This is a genomic window from Haloferax chudinovii (assembly GCF_042663345.1).
GTDB lineage: Archaea > Halobacteriota > Halobacteria > Halobacteriales > Haloferacaceae > Haloferax > Haloferax chudinovii.
This window is the reverse complement of record NZ_JBHTAB010000001.1, coordinates 726561-744393: the sequence shown is the minus strand read 5'-3', so window position 1 is coordinate 744393 and position 17833 is coordinate 726561. Positions and strand designations below refer to the sequence as shown.

16 protein-coding genes are annotated in these 17833 nt (G+C 66.5%); 6 read left to right on the top strand and 10 right to left on the bottom strand.

Annotated features, from left to right (window positions below):
- Window positions 1-2: 2 nt before the first annotated feature.
- From gcvT to ACFQI8_RS03910, 5 genes are all read right to left on the bottom strand, one after another.
- Complete coding sequence (gene gcvT / locus ACFQI8_RS03930; protein ID WP_390242903.1) at window positions 3-1094, bottom strand: glycine cleavage system aminomethyltransferase GcvT; 1092 nt, start codon at window positions 1092-1094, stop codon at window positions 3-5.
- Between the two features lie 361 nt (window positions 1095-1455).
- On the bottom strand, window positions 1456-2256 hold the full coding sequence (locus ACFQI8_RS03925; protein ID WP_390242902.1) for an energy-coupling factor ABC transporter ATP-binding protein: 801 nt from the start codon (window positions 2254-2256) through the stop codon (window positions 1456-1458).
- Entirely contained in the window at window positions 2244-3056 is an 813-nt protein-coding gene (gene cbiQ / locus ACFQI8_RS03920) for a cobalt ECF transporter T component CbiQ (protein ID WP_390242901.1), read from the bottom strand. The genes ACFQI8_RS03925 and cbiQ overlap by 13 nt, the downstream gene beginning before the upstream one ends.
- Complete coding sequence (locus ACFQI8_RS03915; protein WP_390242900.1) at window positions 3053-3352, bottom strand: PDGLE domain-containing protein; 300 nt, start codon at window positions 3350-3352, stop codon at window positions 3053-3055. Before ACFQI8_RS03915 ends, cbiQ begins: the two co-directional genes overlap by 4 nt.
- Window positions 3349-4005, bottom strand: a complete 657-nt coding sequence (locus tag ACFQI8_RS03910; protein ID WP_390242899.1) for an energy-coupling factor ABC transporter permease — start codon at window positions 4003-4005, stop codon at window positions 3349-3351. Before ACFQI8_RS03910 ends, ACFQI8_RS03915 begins: the two co-directional genes overlap by 4 nt.
- 126 nt (window positions 4006-4131) lie before the next feature.
- On the opposite strand from ACFQI8_RS03910, the gene ACFQI8_RS03905 reads away from it, so the two are divergent.
- The gene (locus ACFQI8_RS03905) at window positions 4132-4548 is read left to right on the top strand and encodes a CopG family ribbon-helix-helix protein (RefSeq protein WP_390242898.1); all 417 of its coding nucleotides are present in this window, start codon (window positions 4132-4134) and stop codon (window positions 4546-4548) included.
- A 95-nt stretch (window positions 4549-4643) separates the two neighbouring features.
- Here the strand turns inward: ACFQI8_RS03905 and ACFQI8_RS03900 are convergent, their stop codons facing one another.
- The 3 genes from ACFQI8_RS03900 to ACFQI8_RS03890 form a co-directional block, all read right to left on the bottom strand.
- Window positions 4644-7058, bottom strand: coding sequence for a DUF2309 domain-containing protein (locus tag ACFQI8_RS03900; protein ID WP_390242897.1), 2415 nt, complete (start codon window positions 7056-7058; stop codon window positions 4644-4646).
- A complete protein-coding gene (locus ACFQI8_RS03895) occupies window positions 7048-8532 on the bottom strand; it encodes a proton-conducting transporter transmembrane domain-containing protein (RefSeq protein WP_390242896.1) in 1485 nt (494 codons plus the stop codon). The genes ACFQI8_RS03900 and ACFQI8_RS03895 overlap by 11 nt, the downstream gene beginning before the upstream one ends.
- Window positions 8533-8906: 374 nt before the next feature.
- Entirely contained in the window at window positions 8907-9392 is a 486-nt protein-coding gene (locus ACFQI8_RS03890) for an Lrp/AsnC family transcriptional regulator (protein ID WP_390242895.1), read from the bottom strand.
- Window positions 9393-9803: 411 nt separating this feature from the next.
- On the opposite strand from ACFQI8_RS03890, the gene tuf reads away from it, so the two are divergent.
- A complete protein-coding gene (gene tuf, locus ACFQI8_RS03885) occupies window positions 9804-11066 on the top strand; it encodes a translation elongation factor EF-1 subunit alpha (protein WP_390242894.1) in 1263 nt (420 codons plus the stop codon).
- A 108-nt stretch (window positions 11067-11174) separates the two neighbouring features.
- Here tuf and ACFQI8_RS03880 read toward each other — a convergent pair whose 3' ends face one another.
- Together ACFQI8_RS03880 and ACFQI8_RS03875 are read right to left on the bottom strand one after the other, a co-directional pair.
- Window positions 11175-11426: a hypothetical protein gene (locus tag ACFQI8_RS03880; RefSeq protein WP_390242893.1), complete on the bottom strand. Its 252-nt coding sequence runs from the start codon at window positions 11424-11426 to the stop codon at window positions 11175-11177.
- Between the two features lie 338 nt (window positions 11427-11764).
- Window positions 11765-13057: an ATP-grasp domain-containing protein gene (locus tag ACFQI8_RS03875; protein ID WP_390242892.1), complete on the bottom strand. Its 1293-nt coding sequence runs from the start codon at window positions 13055-13057 to the stop codon at window positions 11765-11767.
- A gap of 144 nt (window positions 13058-13201) precedes the next feature.
- Here ACFQI8_RS03875 and ACFQI8_RS03870 point away from each other — a divergent pair, with 144 nt between their 5' ends.
- The 4 genes from ACFQI8_RS03870 to ACFQI8_RS03855 all read left to right on the top strand — a co-directional run bounded on the left by ACFQI8_RS03870 (window position 13202) and on the right by ACFQI8_RS03855 (window position 17779).
- The gene (locus ACFQI8_RS03870; protein ID WP_390242891.1) at window positions 13202-13678 is read left to right on the top strand and encodes an NYN domain-containing protein; all 477 of its coding nucleotides are present in this window, start codon (window positions 13202-13204) and stop codon (window positions 13676-13678) included.
- A gap of 121 nt (window positions 13679-13799) precedes the next feature.
- A complete protein-coding gene (locus tag ACFQI8_RS03865) occupies window positions 13800-14648 on the top strand; it encodes a TatD family hydrolase (protein WP_390242890.1) in 849 nt (282 codons plus the stop codon).
- Window positions 14649-14800: 152 nt separating this feature from the next.
- Entirely contained in the window at window positions 14801-15391 is a 591-nt protein-coding gene (locus tag ACFQI8_RS03860; protein ID WP_390242889.1) for a DUF2150 family protein, read from the top strand.
- A 57-nt stretch (window positions 15392-15448) separates the two neighbouring features.
- On the top strand, window positions 15449-17779 hold the full coding sequence (locus ACFQI8_RS03855) for an Ig-like domain-containing protein (RefSeq protein WP_390242888.1): 2331 nt from the start codon (window positions 15449-15451) through the stop codon (window positions 17777-17779).
- Window positions 17780-17833: the final 54 nt, after the last annotated feature.

Genomic DNA, 17833 nt, shown 5'->3' with positions numbered 1-17833 from the left:
TGTCAGTTGATGAAGGGAGGTGTCACGATTACTGCGCGCTTCTCGCGGCCGCGGACGAGCACCGAAATCTCGGTCTCGTCGTCTGCGTACTCGACGGGGACGTAACCGAGGCCGATGGGCTCCGACAGCGTCGGACTCATCGTCCCGCTCGTCACGACGCCGATGACCTCGCCGTCCGCGTCGGCGATGTCGTATCCGTGTCGGGGGACGCCGCGGTCGAGGAGCGTGAAGCCGACGAAGGTCTCGTCGACGCCGGCCTCGCGCTGTCGTTCGAGGGCGTCGCGCCCAACGAACTCGGTGTCGAGGTCGACGACGAAACCGATGCCGGCCTCGTAGGGGGTCCGAGGCTCCGTCTCGGGGTCGAAGTCCTGTCCCGAGAGCAGATAGCCCATCTCCATGCGGAGCGTGTCGCGAGAGCCGAGCCCGCAGGGGGTCGCGTCGAGCGCCGCCCAGACGGTCTCGGCGTCGTCCCACGGGCAGAGGACCTCGAAGCCGTCTTCGCCGGTGTAGCCCGTCCGGGCCACCCAGCACTCGACGCCCGCCACGTCGGCGAACGTCGCCTGGAACTTCGAGCGGTCGCCGAGGGCCGCGTCGGGCGCGGCGTCGGTGAGCGAATCGAGGGCGTCGGGGCCCTGTACCGCGAACATCGCCCACTCCTCGGTCACGTTCTCGACGGTGGCGTCGAGACCCCACTCGTCGCGGAACGAGGTCCAGCGGTCGGACATCTCCTCGTCGTGCCCGGCGTTCGGAATGAAGAGATAGACCCGCTCGTCGCGGTCGGGGAGTCGGTAGACGACGGTGTCGTCGACGATGACGCCCTCGTCGTTCACGATGGCCGAGTACTGCGAGTCACCCGGTTCGAGGGCCGTCACGTCGTTCGTCGTCAGGCGTTGCATCAGCGCGGTCGCGTCCGGGCCGGACACCTCGAGTTCGCTCATGTGCGAAACGTCGAAGATGCCGACCGACTCGCGGACGGCCGCGTGTTCGGCCTTGATGGAGTCGTACTCCACAGGCATGTCCCATCCGCCGAACTCGGTGAACGTCGCCCCGGCGTCCGCGTGGACGTCGTACAACGGCGGCTTGCGAAGGCCCATACACGCCCCTGCGAACTGGGATAAGTAATGCTTTGGTATCTGTTCGCTCGGTGTGGCCACAATCTTGCATTAATTTGCCCCTCGATTCGGGAGAAAACACCACGAACCCGCAACCTGCTGGCGAAATATGCCGTTCGGATGCGACACCGACCGGGGTGGCGGCGAGGGTAATAAAGCAATTATCGCGATACCGAATGCGAACATCTGCGCGTGAGTCGGGATACTCCTCGTGCGCTCCGAGATTGACCTCAAGAGAGACGAACTCAATAATCGATTCGTGAACACCGTGGTCGAATTAGAGTCCGGCGACGGTTCGACCGCTCCGTGGCTGATTTCGGTGACGGGGACCGGATACAGCGCACTACTGTGTCTCGTCTAGAAGGTGGGCTCGCGCGTCCGAGACGGTCAGCGGAACGTCGTCAGCGTCGAGAATCCCCTCGAACAACTGCACCGTCGCCGGCGGCCGGAGGCCGTTGTCTCTCAGCAGGGCAGTGTCTGTCAGCACGTCTCGAACGGGTCCGTCCGCGGCTATCGACCCCTCCTGCCCGACGACGAGTACTCGGTCGGCAACCTCGGGTACGACGTCCACAGACGGCGTGAACAGCACCACGGTTCCCTCGCGGTCGGTCACCAGTTTCAGGATGCGTTCTCGGTAGCTGGCGTCGACGGCGCCGAACGGTTCGTCGAGGAGGAGCACCTCCGGCTCGAACGCGAGGACGCTCGCGACCGCCGCCCGCTGTTTCTCGCCGCCCGACAGACGGAACGGCGGGCGGTCCAGCAGGGGCTCTAACCCGAGTTCGGCCGCGAGTTGCGCGACTCGCTGTGTCGCCGCCCGCCGCGACATCCCGAGCTGGGCCGGCCCGTATTCGATGTCCTCGCGGACGGTCGTATTGAACAGGTAGTCGTCGGGGTCTTGCAGGAGCACGCCGAGGCGGTCCCTGACGGCTTCGGCATCCGCCGTCTCGCCGAAGTACTCGACCGTGCCGGCCGTCGGCTCGACGAGGCCGCCGAGCACGAGTTGTAGCGTGCTCTTTCCCGACCCGTTCGCACCGATGACGGCGACCCGCTCACCCGCCTCGATTGTGACCGTCACGTCCCGGAGCGCCGTCGTTCCGTCCGGGTACTCGTGTGTCAGTCCCCGCGCTTCGATCACAGGCCCCATCGAATCACCCCCGAGCCGACGACGGCGACGACGGCGAGTGCGACCAGCGCGTAGTCGCCCCCGTCGACGGCCCGCGACCGGCTGTACGGTGACGGTGGTCGGGAACCGCCACGGGCCCGCATCCCGCGGCCGACCCGTTCCCCGCGGTCGAGCGTCCGCAACAGGAACGTCCCGACGAGCCGTTTCGCATCGCGCCACCCGTCGCGAAGACTCGACTGTCCGGTCGTGCGACTGTTCCGCGCGAGAACGAGTCGCTGTAACTCGTCGAAAAACAGGAACAGGTACCGGTAGGTGACGGCGACGACCCACACGAGCGCGACCGGGACGCGAAGTTCTCGCATGGCCGCGACCACCCTCGAGAACGGCGTCGTCATCACGATGAGCGACAGAAGCGCGACGCCGACGCCGACGCGGAGGGTGAACAGCACGACGTACGCGAGGCCGTCGTCAGTGACGGCGAACCCGAACGCCCGTACGAGCGCGTCCCCGGGGAGCAGTACGGCTTGCGGAACGACGATAACGGCGGATGCGAGCGGAACGACCGCCGAGCGTGCGAGCAACTGTCGGAGCGGAACGGCCGACAGCCTCGCCAGGAGGACGGTCACGACACCGAAACAGATGGTGACCGCGACGGTTCGCGTGATCATCACCGCCAGCGCGAGGCCAGCGACCGAACACAGGGAGACGCGCGGGTCCCGTCGCTGGAGAAACCCGTCGGACGAGGCCACCTGTTCGGCCGTGAAGACGGTCCGGAGCGCCCCAGTGATGGATTCGACCGAGCGGCCGACGACGCCGGTCACTGTTCGAGGAGTCGACCGGCCCCGACTGCGACCGCCAGCGTGACTCCCGTCCCGACGACCGCCGAGACGAGCGTTCCGAGCGGCGAACTGAGCCCAGGGACGGAGTATTCCGGTAGCAGTCCGGGGGTGACGGGGTCGGCCGCGTCGGTCGCCCCGGTCTCTTCGGCGGCGCTTTCGAGCGGTTCGGCGTACCCGACGACGCCGGACGCCCAGCCGAACACGGGAGCCAAGACGACGAGCACGAGCAGTCCGAAGAGCGCCCGCCGCCCCCACGAATCAGACACGAGCGGGTTCACAGCCCCACCTCCGGGGAAAGCGAGTCGTCGTCGAGTCGCCCGACGACGAGGTCCGGCCGGGCGTCCGCGACGTAGCCGTAGACCGCGGCCGTAATCGCGCCCTCGACGAGACCCAAAAGCGCGTGGCCGACGACCATGATTACCACGGCCGCGCCCAGTTCGTAGGCGAACGCCGACGAGAGGCCGATGCCGACGCCGACGACCAGCGCCGAGACGGTAATCGCCCCCCACCCGGCGACGAACGAACCGCCGGTTTCGTGAACTCCGCGGAGCGCTCGGAAGAGGGCGTATCCGACGAGGACGTCGACGACGGCCATCGCAAAGAGGTTCGCACCGAGCGCGATGATGCCGCCGTCGCCGAACACGAGCGCCTGTATCGTCACGACGGCGGTCATCGCGAGGACGCCGAGATACGGTCCCAGGAGGATACCGGCGAACGCCCCGCCGACGAAATGAGCGCTCGTCCCGCCCGGAATCGGCCAGTTCAACATCTGCGCGGCGAAGATGCCCGCCGCAACGACGCCGAGAAGCGGCGTTCGCTCGTCGCCGAGTTCGCCACGGGCGCGTCTGACCGCGATACCGATCACGATGCCGGAGCCGAGCCAGAAGAGACCCGCCACCCAGGGGTCGAGAAAGCCGTCCGGAATGTGCATTCGTATCACACGCGTGATGTGGTCGAGTAATAATACTTTTCTTCTAAATCGTAATACTGGTCGGGATGTCGCCGATTCGGAACCGTCACTGCCAACGACTAAGCGGTTGCTTCGAAAAGGCGGGGTATGAGCCAGGACGTCGACCGGATGAGCGTCACGCTCCCGCCGAGTCTGCTTGGTGACCTCGACGAGGTGGTCGCCGCCGGCGAGTACGACAGTCGCTCGGAGGCGACCAGAGACGCGCTTCGCGCGTTCGTCACGGAGTTCAACCGACAGACGGGTCTCTCCGGGAGCCTCAGCGGAACCGTGGTCGTCCTCTACGAGCACGACCACAGCGGCGTGAGCGAGGAGATGACCGAACTGCAACACGACTTCACCGAGACCATCATCGCGGTCCATCACGTCCACCTCGGCGACCACCTCTGTCTGGAGTCCATCGCCGTTGACGGGACGGGCGAGCGAATCGAGGAGTTGCTCTCCCGGATTCGGCCGCTGAAGGGCGTCCATCAGGTCACACTCACCGTCGTCGACGCAGACCGGTAGCAAACGAGCCGTGAGCGGGTTTTGACGACCCTTCGGGGAGCGTCAGGTGACGCGCTCACCAGCGCCCGACAGAGAACGCGTTCCGGGCCGAGCGGTTAATCGTCCGCGACGGCGGTCGCGGCCGGCGTCTCCGGGCGCGCTTCGACCCGTTCGGACGCCGGCGTCCACGTCAGTTCCTCCTCGTAGTGGAACGCGCGGTGGTCCCGCGTCGGGTCGACGACCGTCAGCGAGAGCCAGTCGTTGTCGAGCAGTTCGGTCAGTTCCGCGTGGTCGGCCAGCACGTCGGTGACGCGGTCGACCGGCGCGTGGATAACCGTCGAGAGGCGGAGCGGCTGGTGGTACGGCGTGTCGTCGGCGGCCAGTAGCGACTGGAGCGGGAGCCCGGTCATCAGGTCGCCGCCGTTGCCCTGATAGACGCCGACGTTGCCGACGGGGTTTTGGGTCACCTTCGACCCGCTCCCGTAGACGGCGTTGTCGACCGTCGAGAAGTAGTACTGGGCGTTAATCCACTGGGTGACGACCATCGGCCCCGTGAGAATCGCTTCGAGCGCGTCGCCGTCGGGGTCCGTCGAGTGGTCGTACGAGTGGAGGAACGCGCGCCCGTCGAGGTCGAGGTCGCTCGTCAGTTCGCGCGGGCCGATGACGAAGCCGGCGTTGCCGGCCAGTCCCCACTCGGGGCGCGTCTCGGCCCAGTCGGCGGCGCGGCGCTCCGCCTCGCTGACGGCCGCGGAGCCCTCTTCCCCAGTCCGCTCGGCGGCCGCGTGCTCCCGGGCCACCGCGAGGTCGGCGCGCAACCGGTCGAGGTCGTCCGCGTGGCTCTCCGGTACGTCGCCGTCGTACAGTTCGATTTCGTCGGTCGTCGTGTTGTGCTGGCCGGCGACGAACACCGTGTCGTCGGGGATGTCGAACCCGCGGTCGCGGAGTTCGCTCTTGACCGTCTCGTCGTTGCAGATGGCCGCGAGGACGCGGGCGTTCGGGCCGCCGGGGTTGCCGGCGCAGGCACCGCAGTCCAGACTCGAATCGTAGGGGTTGTTGGCCGTCTCGCTGGCGTGACCGGCGAACACGACGAGTCTGCCGAACTCGTCCCAGCCCATCAGCCCGAAGGCGTTCGCGGCGTACTCGACTTTCTCGTCGTCGGTCAGCCCCACCGGGAGGTCGCCCGCGTACGAGTGCTGGTGGTGGACCACCTGGTCGCAGAACTCGTGGGTGTCGGGGACCGCGTCGTCGGCGGTTCCGAGCAGGTCGGCGACGCGACGGGGGACGAGCGTGCGGGCCGCGAGCGCCACCCCGTAGCCGCTCCCCGCGCTCTCGACGAAGCCGAAGGCGGTTGCGGGGTTGGTCTTCAGCGCCTCGATGGCCTCGCCCGCCGCCTCGCGGAAGCGCGACCAGCGGTCGTGAGTCGCCTTCGCATCGCCGCCGGTCGGCACCTCGGAGACGCGGTGTTGCGGGTCGACAATCGGGGGACAGGCGTCGACCGCCACCTCGGCGTCGTACCCCCGGTACTCCATCGGGATGCCGAAGAAGCCGGCGTAGCCGTGGGTTTCGTAGTCACCGGTCGCCTCGATGTGCCGGCGGATGACCTCCGAGCGCGTGTCGATACAGAAGACCAGTTGCGCCTCCGGGCGACCCGTGGTGGCGCTGGTGTCGAGCGCCTCGCTCTCGGCGGCGACGCGGTCGACCAGCTCGTCGCGGTAGCTCGCCTCCCACGCGCTCAGGAACGCCTCGGCGAGTTCGTCGGCCGCCTCGGCCTCGTCGCCCTTCGACCCGGTCGACGGCGCGATGTCGACGCCGAACGCGTCGAGGAGCGCGAGGCGGGCCGCGAGGTAGCCGTCGAGCGAAATCGGGTACGCGGACTGCCACTCGCCGCCGTCGGCGGCGCGTTGCTTGATGAAGCCGGTCCACCCGGGGAGCGCGGCGAGTTGCTCCTCGAATATCGGTACTAACTGACTCTCGGAATACGGCGCTAACGCGGCCTCGATGGCCTCGACCGGCGACTCGGGCAGGTCGGCGACGATACCGTCGTCGGGGATTTGGCCGTCGTACGCGGCCATCGACCGGAAGGCGCTGTAGAAGCCGTCCTCGCGGTCCGGCATCGGCCAGTGGGCTTGGCCCTCGTCGAGGAACGCCGACAGCCACTTCGTCAGCACGCGGTCGACCCGCGCGGCGTCCGTGTCGGCGTCGGCCTCGGCGTCTGCGGGCCCCGACTCGTCGCCGGCGGCCATGCGCTCAAGCAGGGCGTCGGGGTCGTCTTCGTAGCCGCGCTCGGCCAGTTCCGCGTCGAGTACCGCGGGGTCGATTTGGCCCCCTTCGAGGGCCGCTTCGAACGTCTCGGGGGTCGGGTAGCCGCGGCCGCCGACGAGGTCCGCGGCCTGCGTGACCGCCTCGCTGAACGGCACGTCCTCGAAGCCCGAAAGCGGGTTGGCCGTCACGAACGAGTGGACCGGCCAGACCGAGCCGACGGTGGTCGCGGCTTTGTCGATGCTGTCTTCGATGCTGTGTTCAGTACTCATTGTATTCCTCCGTAGCGGTCTGCATGGTGCTGGACGCGGGTTGGCTCGCGTTCAACAGCGCGACGTAGAGACGACGACTCCGCTCGTGGACGCCGAGTTCTATCGCGACGTAGACGACGAGGAAGACGCCGGCGACGAGCGCGTGGAGCGCGCTCAGTTCGGCGGGTGCCTCGACCACCGGTAGTCCGGACAGCACGCTCGAAATCGCCTCGTAGACGAGGGCGTACACGGCGATGGCCGGCAGGAAGACGAGCGGGACCGCGCCGTAGCGGGCCGTCGACGGGAGCGCGGCGCGCGCGACGACGTTGCGGGCCGCGTGTAGCGTGGTGAGCACGACGAACGCCACGAGCAGGAGTCCGCTGTCGAGGTTCGTTCCCTTCCCGGTGAGCGCCGCGAACAGCGCGCCACCGGCCAGTCCGGTCGCCACGATGACGGCCGTGCCCGCGAGTCCGGTATCCGGGTTCTCGTGGTCGGTCGGGGCTGTCCGTTCGACCGCGCCGCTCGCGCTGAGGAAGTGGTACGCCTTGTAGAAGCCGTGCAGAATAAGGTGAGTAATCGCGGCCCCGAAGAAGCCGAGACCGGCCTGCATAATCATAAAGCCCATCTGCCCGATGGTCGAACAGCCGAGTTCGCTCTTGACGTCCGACTGGACGTTCTTGAGCAGTTTCCCGACGAGAGCGCTCGTCGCGCCGACGGTCACGATGCCGAGCATGAGCGTGGCGTCGAGGGTCACGACCGGGGCGAACCGGAGCAGGAGGATGCCGCCGGCGTTGACGAACCCGGCGTGCATCAGCGCCGAGGCGGGCGTCGGCGCGGTCATCGACGAGAGGAGCCAGCCGTGGAACGGGACGAGTGCGGACTGAATCATCGCCGCGAGCACGAGCGCGACGACGGCGACGAGCCACGCCGGGCCGCCGAGTCCGTCGGCGTTCGCGGCGATGCCCGAGACCGTCGTCGCACCGGTCGCCCACCACAGCGCCGCGAGCGCGACGCCGAGGAACGCGCTACTGGCGAGGAAGTAGTTGCGGGCGACGCGCTCGGCGGCCTGCGCCTGCGACCAGCCGTCGACGACGCCGATGAGGCTCGCCATCACGAGTCCCATCGCGAGCCAGAGGAGCCAGAACAGCGCGAGGTGGTCGGCCGCGACGAGACCCATCACGGCCACCGTGAAGCCGAACACGGTCGCGAAGAACTTCGTCTCGTGGGCGGACCCGGCCATATAGCGGCGCGAGTAGCTGTGGACGATGCCGCTGAAGAACGTCACGACAACCCACAGAAGCACGGTCAGGCCGTCGACGGCGACGACGCCGGGAACCTCCCACGCGCCGCCGAGTCGGACTCGGGCAAAGAGCACGGCGACGCTCGCGGCGAACAGCGTCCACACGAGCCGCGTTAGTGCAACGGGCGCGAACGGCGAATCCGCCGACGCGTCCGGGAGTGCTCCGACCGTCGAGTTCGAGTTGTGTCCTGACATCGTTCGATTCGTCGTTGACCAGTCCGGTCATCGAGACCGCCTCTCAGTCCGATACTGGTCGTCCTTACACCCATCCAAGAACAGATTGTCTATTAAATCTATCTACATTCACAAACCGTTCGCAAATTAGCCATTATAGAACATTATAGTTTTGCGGGTTCGGGGGGCATCGACTATCGACTCTGAACGTCGATTCCGCGTAGAACAGCTCGTTCGAGGCTAGAAACCTGATAACGCGATGTGCGCGAACGAGCTGGTACGGCGGCCCGGTGGGTGTCACCTCGCCGCGGCGACCGGCGACCGCGGTCGCTCGTCGGTCTCAGTGAGCGATTCGTGAACGCTCCGTTCGTCGGAGATATCGGGTGCGCGCCCGCTCAGGAGTCGTTTTCCGCGTGCCTCTCGGAATCGAACTTACCGAACGGCGTCGTCTCGTGCGTGCGGACGAGAACCTCGTCGGCGACGGTGACGCCCATGTCGAGGAGCTCCTGGGCGATGGACGTGATGTCGCCGTCCGTCTCGCAGACGGCGGTCACGAGGAGGTTCTGTTCGCCGGTGACCAACTCCTGGACCGCCACGACGCCGTCCATCTTCAGAATCTCGGGGACGAGTTCGCCCCGCTTGGGAATCGAGGCGGTGCAGTACAGCAACATTCGGAGCGGATAGCCCGACTTCTGATAGTCGACGCTCGCGCTGTAGCCTTTGACGACGCCGTCGGATTCGAGCCGCTGGATGCGCTTGCGGACGGTGCTGTCCGAGGTTCCCGTTCGCTTCGCGATGTCGCCGGACGACATGTTCCGGGCGTCCTCCTGGAGTGCGTACAGAATCGCCCTGTCCACGTCGTCGATATCCTCGCCGGCCATACGTCTCACTCGGGGGGAGCGCACTTTATCCTTTGATATCGCGCGGCCGTCTCGGCGACTCGGCTCCGGCGGTAGATTTATTATCCGAAAAGTAGAATTAGTTACTATGATTGTTGTAAAAGATAACGCCGATACGTCCCACGCTCACGAGCAGTCCGTTCGTCGCACGGCCACCTTCGCCGACATGGCCGCCGCGATGCGTGGGTTCTGAGCCGACGTCTCCCGCTTCGACTTTCCGCTCGGTTCGCCCGACGGCGTCGCAACGTGACGGCGTTCCTGAGTTTTCGCGTTTCCTGACAACCCCTTTCTGCGACCCGTCGGAGCCGGCGCGAGACGCGCTTCGCCCCGGGAAAACGGATTTACCTGTGGGTGTCATATTTTACCAAACTGGGCGACACCGCCCTGATACCCATGGCAGACAAACCACACCAGAACCTAGCTATCATCGGACACGTCGACCACGGGAAGTCCACGCTCGTCGGCCGGCTCCTGTTCGAGACAGGTAGCGTCCCGGAACACATCATCGAACAGCACCGCGAGGAGGCGGCGTCCAAGGGGAAGTCGGGCTTCGAGTTCGCCTACGTCATGGACAACCTCGCCGAGGAGCGCGAGCGCGGCGTCACCATCGACATCGCCCACCAGCGCTTCGACACGGAGAAGTACTACTTCACCATCGTCGACACGCCCGGTCACCGCGACTTCGTGAAGAACATGATTACGGGCGCGTCGCAGGCAGACCACGCGATTCTCGTCGTCGCCGCCGACGACGGGGTCGCGCCGCAGACCCGCGAGCACGTCTTCCTCGCCCGAACGCTCGGCATCGAGGAACTCATCATCGCGGTCAACAAGATGGACGTCGTCGACTACAGCGAGGACTCCTACAAGCAGGTCAAAGAGGAGGTCCAACAGCTCCTGAACCAGGTGCGGTTCAACTCCGACGACGCGGGGTTCATCCCCATCTCGGCGTTCGAGGGCGACAACATCTCCGAGCCCTCGGAGAACATGCCGTGGTTCGACGGGCCGACCGTACTGGAGTCGCTCAACAACCTCCCAGAGCCGTCACCGCCGACCGACGCCCCGCTTCGCGTCCCGATTCAGGACGTGTACACCATCTCCGGCATCGGGACGGTCCCCGTCGGCCGCGTCGAGACGGGCGTCCTCAAGACCGGCGACAACGTCCGGTTCATGCCGTCTGACGCCGGCGGCGAGGTGAAGACCATCGAGATGCACCACGAGGAGGTCCCGGAGGCCGGACCCGGCGACAACGTCGGCTTCAACGTCCGCGGCGTCGGCAAAGACGACATCCGCCGCGGCGACGTCTGCGGCCCGGCCGACGACCCGCCGTCGGTCGCCAAGACGTTCACGGCGCAGATCGTCGTGATGCAACACCCCTCGGTCATCACCGCTGGCTACACGCCGGTCATCCACGCCCACACGGCGCAGGTGGCCTGTACGTTCGAATCGCTCGACCAGAAGCTCGACCCCGCGTCGGGAGAGGTCGCAGAGGAGACCCCGGACTTCATCAAGGCCGGCGACGCCGCTGTCGTCACACTGCGTCCGCAGAAGCCGCTCAGCATCGAACCGTCGTCAGAAATCGCCGAACTCGGGAGCTTCGCCATCCGCGACATGGGACAGACCATCGCGGCCGGCAAAGTGCTCGAAGTCAACGAGTAGCGCCCGGTCCAGACCTCGGCTTTTCCGCGTCACCGCCGCGACAGCGACCGCGCCGCCTGCGCTCTCGACCGATTACGGGCGGCGCGGGAGCGTCCGTTGCGTCCGGCGTTACTCGTCAGCGCCGGGGTAGAGCGCCGACACCTGCCAGACGTTCGCGCGGACGCCGGCCCTGACGATGTCCATCCGCACGCGGTCGCCGGCGTGGTGATTCGCGAGGTAGTCGCGGAAACTGCTGTTTTCGTAGGACGTGACGTGGTACGTCGAGCCGTTGTCCCCGCGGAGCGTCGCCGCACCGTGGCTGTTGACTTCATTTACGATTGTGAACGTATTCGAGTTATTTTTGGACGCTGTCTCAGACATACTCGTTCATATGTTGATTAGGAACATAAAACCCGCCACTGCGTTTAGTAAATCATTATAATCCATTCCGAGATTGTGGCTCGCTCGAGACTGTCCGCTCGCAGTCTGTCGGTTCTCCGAGAATGGCCCGCGTCCGGTGGTCGATTCGGCGCGCCGTGCGTCGGCAGTTGGGTCGTGACCGACGTGGGACGTGACGCGACACGGCCGCGCTGTCGAGCGCGGGTGGGTCGTCGAAACGAACTGTGTCGCGTAAGTACGGCTTCTCGAATCGGGGACGGGGCGCAGTCACCCTATGTAGTAGAGCCAATTAACCGAATGGCTTGATATATCCGGTCTCATTAGTCACCCGTGTCGCCGCGGACCCCGCGACGCACGTCGACGTAGTAGTCGCGGAGCACGTTCCGGCCGATTCGAAGCGGCGTCTCCGGTTCCATCTCCTCGTCGAGCACCGCGGTCACGGTCCGCCGCTCACCCGCGAGTTCGACCACGATGTCCACCTGCGGCGGCGCGCCGTCTTCGACCGCGGCCGACGGCTCGGTGCCGAGGTCGGCCGCCAAGTCGGGAGCGATTCGAGTCATCGACGCGGCGGTATCGATGCGGGCGAGCACCTCTTTCGACCCGCTGATTCCGGTGACGGTCACGCGCTCGGCGTGGCCGACAACCGGAAGCCGCTCGTCGCGGACCCGCGAGGGAGCGTCCGCGGGCGGCGTTCCATCGAGGTCGCGACCGACGCGCTCGACGAGCGCCGGGTCGACGCGCCCGCCGGCCCGCTCGATTGCGAGGCGGGCGATGGCCGCCGCGGGCGACCGCCCGGTGGCGCGGAAGAGCCCGCGGAACCCCGCCGTCGGATTGACTTCGAGGACGACCCAACCGTCGTCGCTCTCGATGAGGTCGACGCCGGCGTAGTCGAGACCGAGCGTCCGCGTCGCCCGGAGCGCCGCCCCCGCGGCCCCCTGCGGAAGCTCCTCGGACGCGTCCTCCACGTCGCCGCCGAGGGCGACGTTCGTCCGCCAGTCGCCCGCCGGGGCGTAGCGGTACATCGCGCCGACGACCTCGTCGTCGACGACGTAGATTCGGAGGTCGCGGTGGCGCTCGCCCTCGTCGACGTACTGCTGGACGAACGCCCGGCGGCCGTCGACGGTCGCCGAGACGGCCCGGTCGTGGTCGACCAACCACGTCCCCCCGCCGTTGGTCCCGACGGCCGTCTTGTAGACGACCGGCGTCCCGAACCCGTCTCGCGCGGCGTTCAGTTTGGCGTCCGCGGTGGCCATGTACGTGTGCGGCACCGGGACGCCCGCCGCGGCCAGCCTGCTCGCCGTCGCGTGCTTGTGGACGGCGAAGAGGACGCTCCGCGGGTCGTTGAGCACGGGCCGAACCGCGGCGTAGCAACTGGCGATAGAGAGGTCTTCGAGCGGGTTCCGCGCTTTCGACAGCAGGAGCCGATTGACCACCACGTCGACGTCGGGGTCCAGCGCGACGCCCGCCCGCGACACGTCGATGCCGACCGCCTCCTCGTGGAGCCAGACGGCCTCGTGGCCGAGCGCCGTGACCGCGTTGCTGATAGCTTTCGTCTCCCTGCTGTCGTGGAACCCCAGAATCCCTACGGTGACCGTTTGTGCATCCCCAGCCATAGGTGAGCTACGCGTCCCGGTCGTATCAGCGCATCGCGAGGACTAGAGAAACGAGACTGTGCGGCCGCGCGACGCGTCGCGGGCGAGGTCACCCCGGTAGGACTCCCTCGAAATTTATAAACCCGAAACCGGGCGAGGTGGTGTATGGACCTCCTGCGGCGGTTGGTCGGTCCCGACGGGCTTCCGTCGGGCCGAGTGGCGCTCTTCGTGGACGGGCCGAACGTCCTCCGCGACGAGTTCGACGTGGACTTAGACGACATCCGGGCGGCGGGGCGCTCGCTCGGCGACCAGTTGAGCGCGGCACGCCTCTACCTCGACGAGCACGCCACGCCGGGGCTGATTCAGGCGGCCGAGGCCCGCGGCTTCGAGGTCGTCGTCACGAGCGGCGACGTGGACGTGAAGCTCGCGGTCGACCTCACGCGCTACGCCGTCGAGGACCGCGCCGACGTCATCGCGGTCGCCTCGCGGGACACCGACTTCAAGCCCGCTTTGGAGACGGCCAACGCCTACGGCCTGCGGACGGTCGCCATCGCGCCGGGGAGCTACGGCCGCTCGGACGCGCTCCAGAACGCGGCGACCCACGCGATGACGCTCGACGACCTCGACGACGACGGCGACTGAGTCGGGCGACGAGCGGCCGGCGCGGACCGTCTCGCCGGACGCCGACTCGACACCGACTCGCCCTCCCTGACGCAGACCGCGAACGGTTCGCTTTTTCCTCCCCCCGTCCGACCACTCGTCCATGCAGGAGTTCGACACGCCGGTCGTGGACAACCACCTCCACCTCGACCCGGACCACGGGCGCGGGCTGGAGGCGGTGAAGGATTTCGCCCGGAGCGGCGGCACGCACCTCCTCGTCGTCAACAAGCCCTCGTGGCTCCTCGGCCACGAGGTCGAGAGCGGCGAGGACTTCCGCCCGGTCTTCGAGACGACCGTCGAGGTCGTCCGCGAGGCCTCCGAGATTCTCCCCGGGCGCGCGTGGCCGGTCCTCGGCGTCCACCCCGGTCTCGTCTCGAAACTCGTCGACGACCGCGGGTTCGACCCCGAGGCCGCCCGCGACCTGATGTGCGCCGGTCTCGACACCGCCGCCGAGTTCGTCCGCGAGGGCGACGCGCTCGCGCTCAAGTCCGGCCGCCCGCACTACGAGGTCACCGAGGCCGTCTGGGAGGTCTCGAACGCCGTCCTCAGACACGGCCTCGGGCTCGCCGCCGACTGCGACTGCGCGCTCCAGCTCCACACCGAGTCGACGACGGACCTCTCGGACGTGGCCGAGTGGGCCGACGAACGCGGCGTTCCCGGCGAGCGCGTGGTCAAACACTACGCGCAGGGCCACCTAACCGGCGGCACGCCGAGCGTCATGAGCGACAAGGACCGCCTCGACGACGCCGCCGAGCGGGGCCACCCGTTCCTCATGGAGACCGACTTCATCGACGACCCCGACCGCCCCGGGGCGGTGATGGGCCCCAAGACCGTCCCCCGGCGCGTCGACTGGCTCTTGGACGCGGGCCGCGACGACGCGGTCCGAAACGCGCACGTCGAGACGCCCGCGCTGGTCTACGGCGTCGACACCGAGGCGACGCTCGACCGATAGCCGGATGAGGCGGAACGGCTGACGGGAGAGGCGAGCCGACCCCAGAGACCGACGCACGAGTCGAATCGCGCCGTCTTCTCCCACGTCGTCGCCTCACACGGTTACAGGCAGGATAAGAAAGGCATTTGAGTCCGGCACGGGAGGTTGTAGGTATGACCGAGGCCGAGGAACGATACTACTCGCCGGAACGCTGGCAGAACTGGTTGACGCGCGTCGAACAAGAGGACTTGGACCTCGAAAGCGAGGAGACCGGCCGTCTCCTGATGAACATCCAGAACGACGCGGCCATCGCCATCGCCAAGATTCTGACCGGCTACGACGACGACACGCTGGGCGAAGAGGAGGCGCTCGACGAGCTGTCGACCGTCCACGACATCGTCATGGCCGAACCCGAGTTCGAGTCCGAAAACGAGGAGGAGGCCGAAATCCTCATCGGGAGCGTCCAGACGAGCCTCTCGTGTGCCTTCTTCGCCGCCGAGGAGTTCATCGTCGCCGGTCCCGCCGAACTCGAAGACGACATGGACGCCTACATCCGCGCCGCCGCGGACGCCGAGGCCGCCGACGACCTCGACAGCGCGCTCGGCTACATCGTCCAGGTCGGCACCCGCGTCATCGACGGGGAGGACCTCGACATCGAAGTCCTCGACGAACTCGAATTCGGGCTCGTCACCGAGTGGGTCAACGGTCTCGACAGCCTCCAGAGCGGCCTCTCGGAGCCCGAAGTAGTCGAAGAAGAAGACTGAACTCGGCCTCTCGCTTCTGTAGGAGTCTTTTTCCCGTTTCGGGTATCTTCACGTCATATGGACTTTCGGGGGGACGAAAGAGCGGTCACTGTCCAAATCGGCGCAGTGCTGCTGTTTGGTATCATCATCATCTCGATGTCGATGTACCAAGCGACCGTCGTCCCGAATCAGAACGAACAGGTCGAGTTCCGACACAACCAAGAGGTTCACGACCAGTTCGAGTCGCTTCGCGGTTCGATTATCGAAAGCTCATCGGAGACGACCGCCCGTCCGTCGACGGTGTCGTTGGGGACGCGCTATCCGAGTCGGACGCTGTTCGTCAATCCCGGACCGGTATCTGGAACGTTACAGACCCGTGACATCGGGTCGCTGACGGTTTCGAACGTCGAGACGACGGAAGCCGAGACGAGCGACTACGTCGACGGCGGCCTCTCGTACCCCACCGAGTCGCTCGAATACCGGCCGAGCTACAACCTTCTGCAGTCGACCCCGACGACGGTGTACGAAAACACCGTCGCGTACAACCGATTCGACACCGGTTACAACGGGACGCTCAGCGGCCAGTCGTTGATACACGGTCGAACGATTTCGCTCGTCCTCCTCAACGGCACCTACTCCGAGAACGGCGTCGGCTCAGCGAGTATCGACGCGCAGGCGGTCAGCCCCGCGACACGGACCGTTCCGGTGACCGGGGACGCGTCGGGGAACGTGACCATCACCGTCCCGACGGAGCTATCGGCGGACGAGTGGCGTGAGCTTCTCGAAGGTGACGGCGGTAACTACGTCTACAGGGTGGACGATGTTTCCGGAGACCGCGTCGAAATCGAGATGAAAGCAGAGGAAGATGGCAAGAGCGTGACGTACGACCTCCGCGTCGGAGCGGTCGGCGTCGGGTCGGATGTCGACGACCCGTCCGCGTATTACCTGACGGTCGTCGATGGTGCCTCGCCTCGAAGCATCGGAACGGGAAACACCGAGACACTCACCTTCGAAGTTCGGGACCGATACAACAATCCCGTCTCCGGAGCCTCGGTGAACTTCTCCGCGAGCGATGATTCGGTCTCAATCGAACCACAGAGTCCGACGACCGACTCCGAGGGTCGAATCCGAGTGACAGCGACGGGTGACTCGGCGGGGACCGCCGAGGTTATCGGGAGCTTCGACGACGAGACGTTCGACCCGAGCACGCGGCAGGACGCGGCTGTCGAAGTCACCGTTTCGAGCGGGGAGGCCACCGAGGGCGGCGTCGCCGGACTCCTCTACGAGAATGACGCGGTCGCCCGCGACGGCGACGATTCATTCTCGACGCCCGGCGGCGTCGAGTTCTCGCTTCAGAACGTCGGTTCCGACTCCGTCGAACTCCTGAACGTCGTGATCAACCCGCACGACGACAGCATCGATGGACTCTCAGACCGGGTCGACGGCGGGAACGACGACCCCGGCGAGACGGAACTGTACGTCGAGTCGCCGAGCGGCGACGCCCTCGTCGACTACCAGATTACCCAGAACGAGTACGTCGACGTGCCCGAAGACGGGCTTGCAATCGACATCGACGAGAGCGGTGACATCGGCGGGTCGAACCCCGTCGTCGGCAGCGGCGAGTCCGCGCGGTTCTACGTCTACGAGTTCTACGATACAGGTGGACGCGACGGCACGAACGTCGACATGACCGGTGAGTGGCTCTCCGTTCGCGTGACCTACCGCCTCCCGTCGGGCCTCGTCGACGCCAAGACGTTCTCGTTCGAAGCCAACGCCCAGCCGGAAGGTGGCACGAACGCCCCGCCGACCCCCCGGACGACGGGGCCGTACAGCGTCCCTGAAGGCGGGTCGATACAGCTCGACGGCTCCGGGAGTTCAGACAGCGACGGGTCGATTACCAGTTACAGTTGGTCCATCACCGACGACCCCACGGGGCAAGCGAGCCTGTCGAACCCCAGTTCCGCCCAGCCGACGTTCAACGCGCCCGACAGCGTCTCGGGCGACGTCGACGTGATCGTCGAACTGACGGTGACCGACGACGACGGGGAGACGAGCACGAGAACGACGACCGTGACCGTTCAGGATACGGACGGTGGGGGTGACGCACCAACCGTCGAAATCACCGATATTCAGGTCTCCGAGTCCGGGTCATCAGGAAACGTCAAGTCGGCTACCGTGTCCTTTACTCCGGACGATGCCGATGGAGACCTTCGTACTGGCACGGTGTATCTTCGGGTTGACGGAGAAGTGACTGATACTGCTTCGTTCAGCCTCGTCGGCGCGGAGGGAACGACCGTCACAAGTCAACTAAACGGGAATCAAAATAGAGGAACCGTCGAAGTGACTGTCGAAGTCACCGATAGCCGAAATGCGACTGGCTCCGATACGAAAGATGAGACGCAAGTGTAACTGCTGTGACGGCGGCTCTGTAACTGCCGTTTGAGTTCGACAACCGACGTAACT

Excerpts from the sequence above, each read along its gene's own strand:
- ACFQI8_RS03855 (WP_390242888.1), top strand. The coding sequence starts at position 15,449 with ATGGACTTTCGGGGGGACGAAAGAGCGGTCACTGTCCAAATCGGCGCA.
- ACFQI8_RS03870 (WP_390242891.1), top strand. The coding sequence starts at position 13,202 with ATGGACCTCCTGCGGCGGTTGGTCGGTCCCGACGGGCTTCCGTCGGGC.
- ACFQI8_RS03890 (WP_390242895.1), bottom strand. The coding sequence starts at position 9,392 with ATGGCCGGCGAGGATATCGACGACGTGGACAGGGCGATTCTGTACGCA.
- ACFQI8_RS03910 (WP_390242899.1), bottom strand. The coding sequence starts at position 4,005 with ATGCACATTCCGGACGGCTTTCTCGACCCCTGGGTGGCGGGTCTCTTC.
- ACFQI8_RS03875 (WP_390242892.1), bottom strand. The coding sequence starts at position 13,057 with ATGGCTGGGGATGCACAAACGGTCACCGTAGGGATTCTGGGGTTCCAC.
- ACFQI8_RS03880 (WP_390242893.1), bottom strand. The coding sequence starts at position 11,426 with ATGTCTGAGACAGCGTCCAAAAATAACTCGAATACGTTCACAATCGTA.
- ACFQI8_RS03905 (WP_390242898.1), top strand. The coding sequence starts at position 4,132 with ATGAGCCAGGACGTCGACCGGATGAGCGTCACGCTCCCGCCGAGTCTG.
- gcvT (WP_390242903.1), bottom strand. The coding sequence starts at position 1,094 with ATGGGCCTTCGCAAGCCGCCGTTGTACGACGTCCACGCGGACGCCGGG.
- ACFQI8_RS03865 (WP_390242890.1), top strand. The coding sequence starts at position 13,800 with ATGCAGGAGTTCGACACGCCGGTCGTGGACAACCACCTCCACCTCGAC.
- tuf (WP_390242894.1), top strand. The coding sequence starts at position 9,804 with ATGGCAGACAAACCACACCAGAACCTAGCTATCATCGGACACGTCGAC.
- ACFQI8_RS03895 (WP_390242896.1), bottom strand. The coding sequence starts at position 8,532 with ATGTCAGGACACAACTCGAACTCGACGGTCGGAGCACTCCCGGACGCG.
- ACFQI8_RS03925 (WP_390242902.1), bottom strand. The coding sequence starts at position 2,256 with ATGGGGCCTGTGATCGAAGCGCGGGGACTGACACACGAGTACCCGGAC.
- ACFQI8_RS03900 (WP_390242897.1), bottom strand. The coding sequence starts at position 7,058 with ATGAGTACTGAACACAGCATCGAAGACAGCATCGACAAAGCCGCGACC.
- ACFQI8_RS03860 (WP_390242889.1), top strand. The coding sequence starts at position 14,801 with ATGACCGAGGCCGAGGAACGATACTACTCGCCGGAACGCTGGCAGAAC.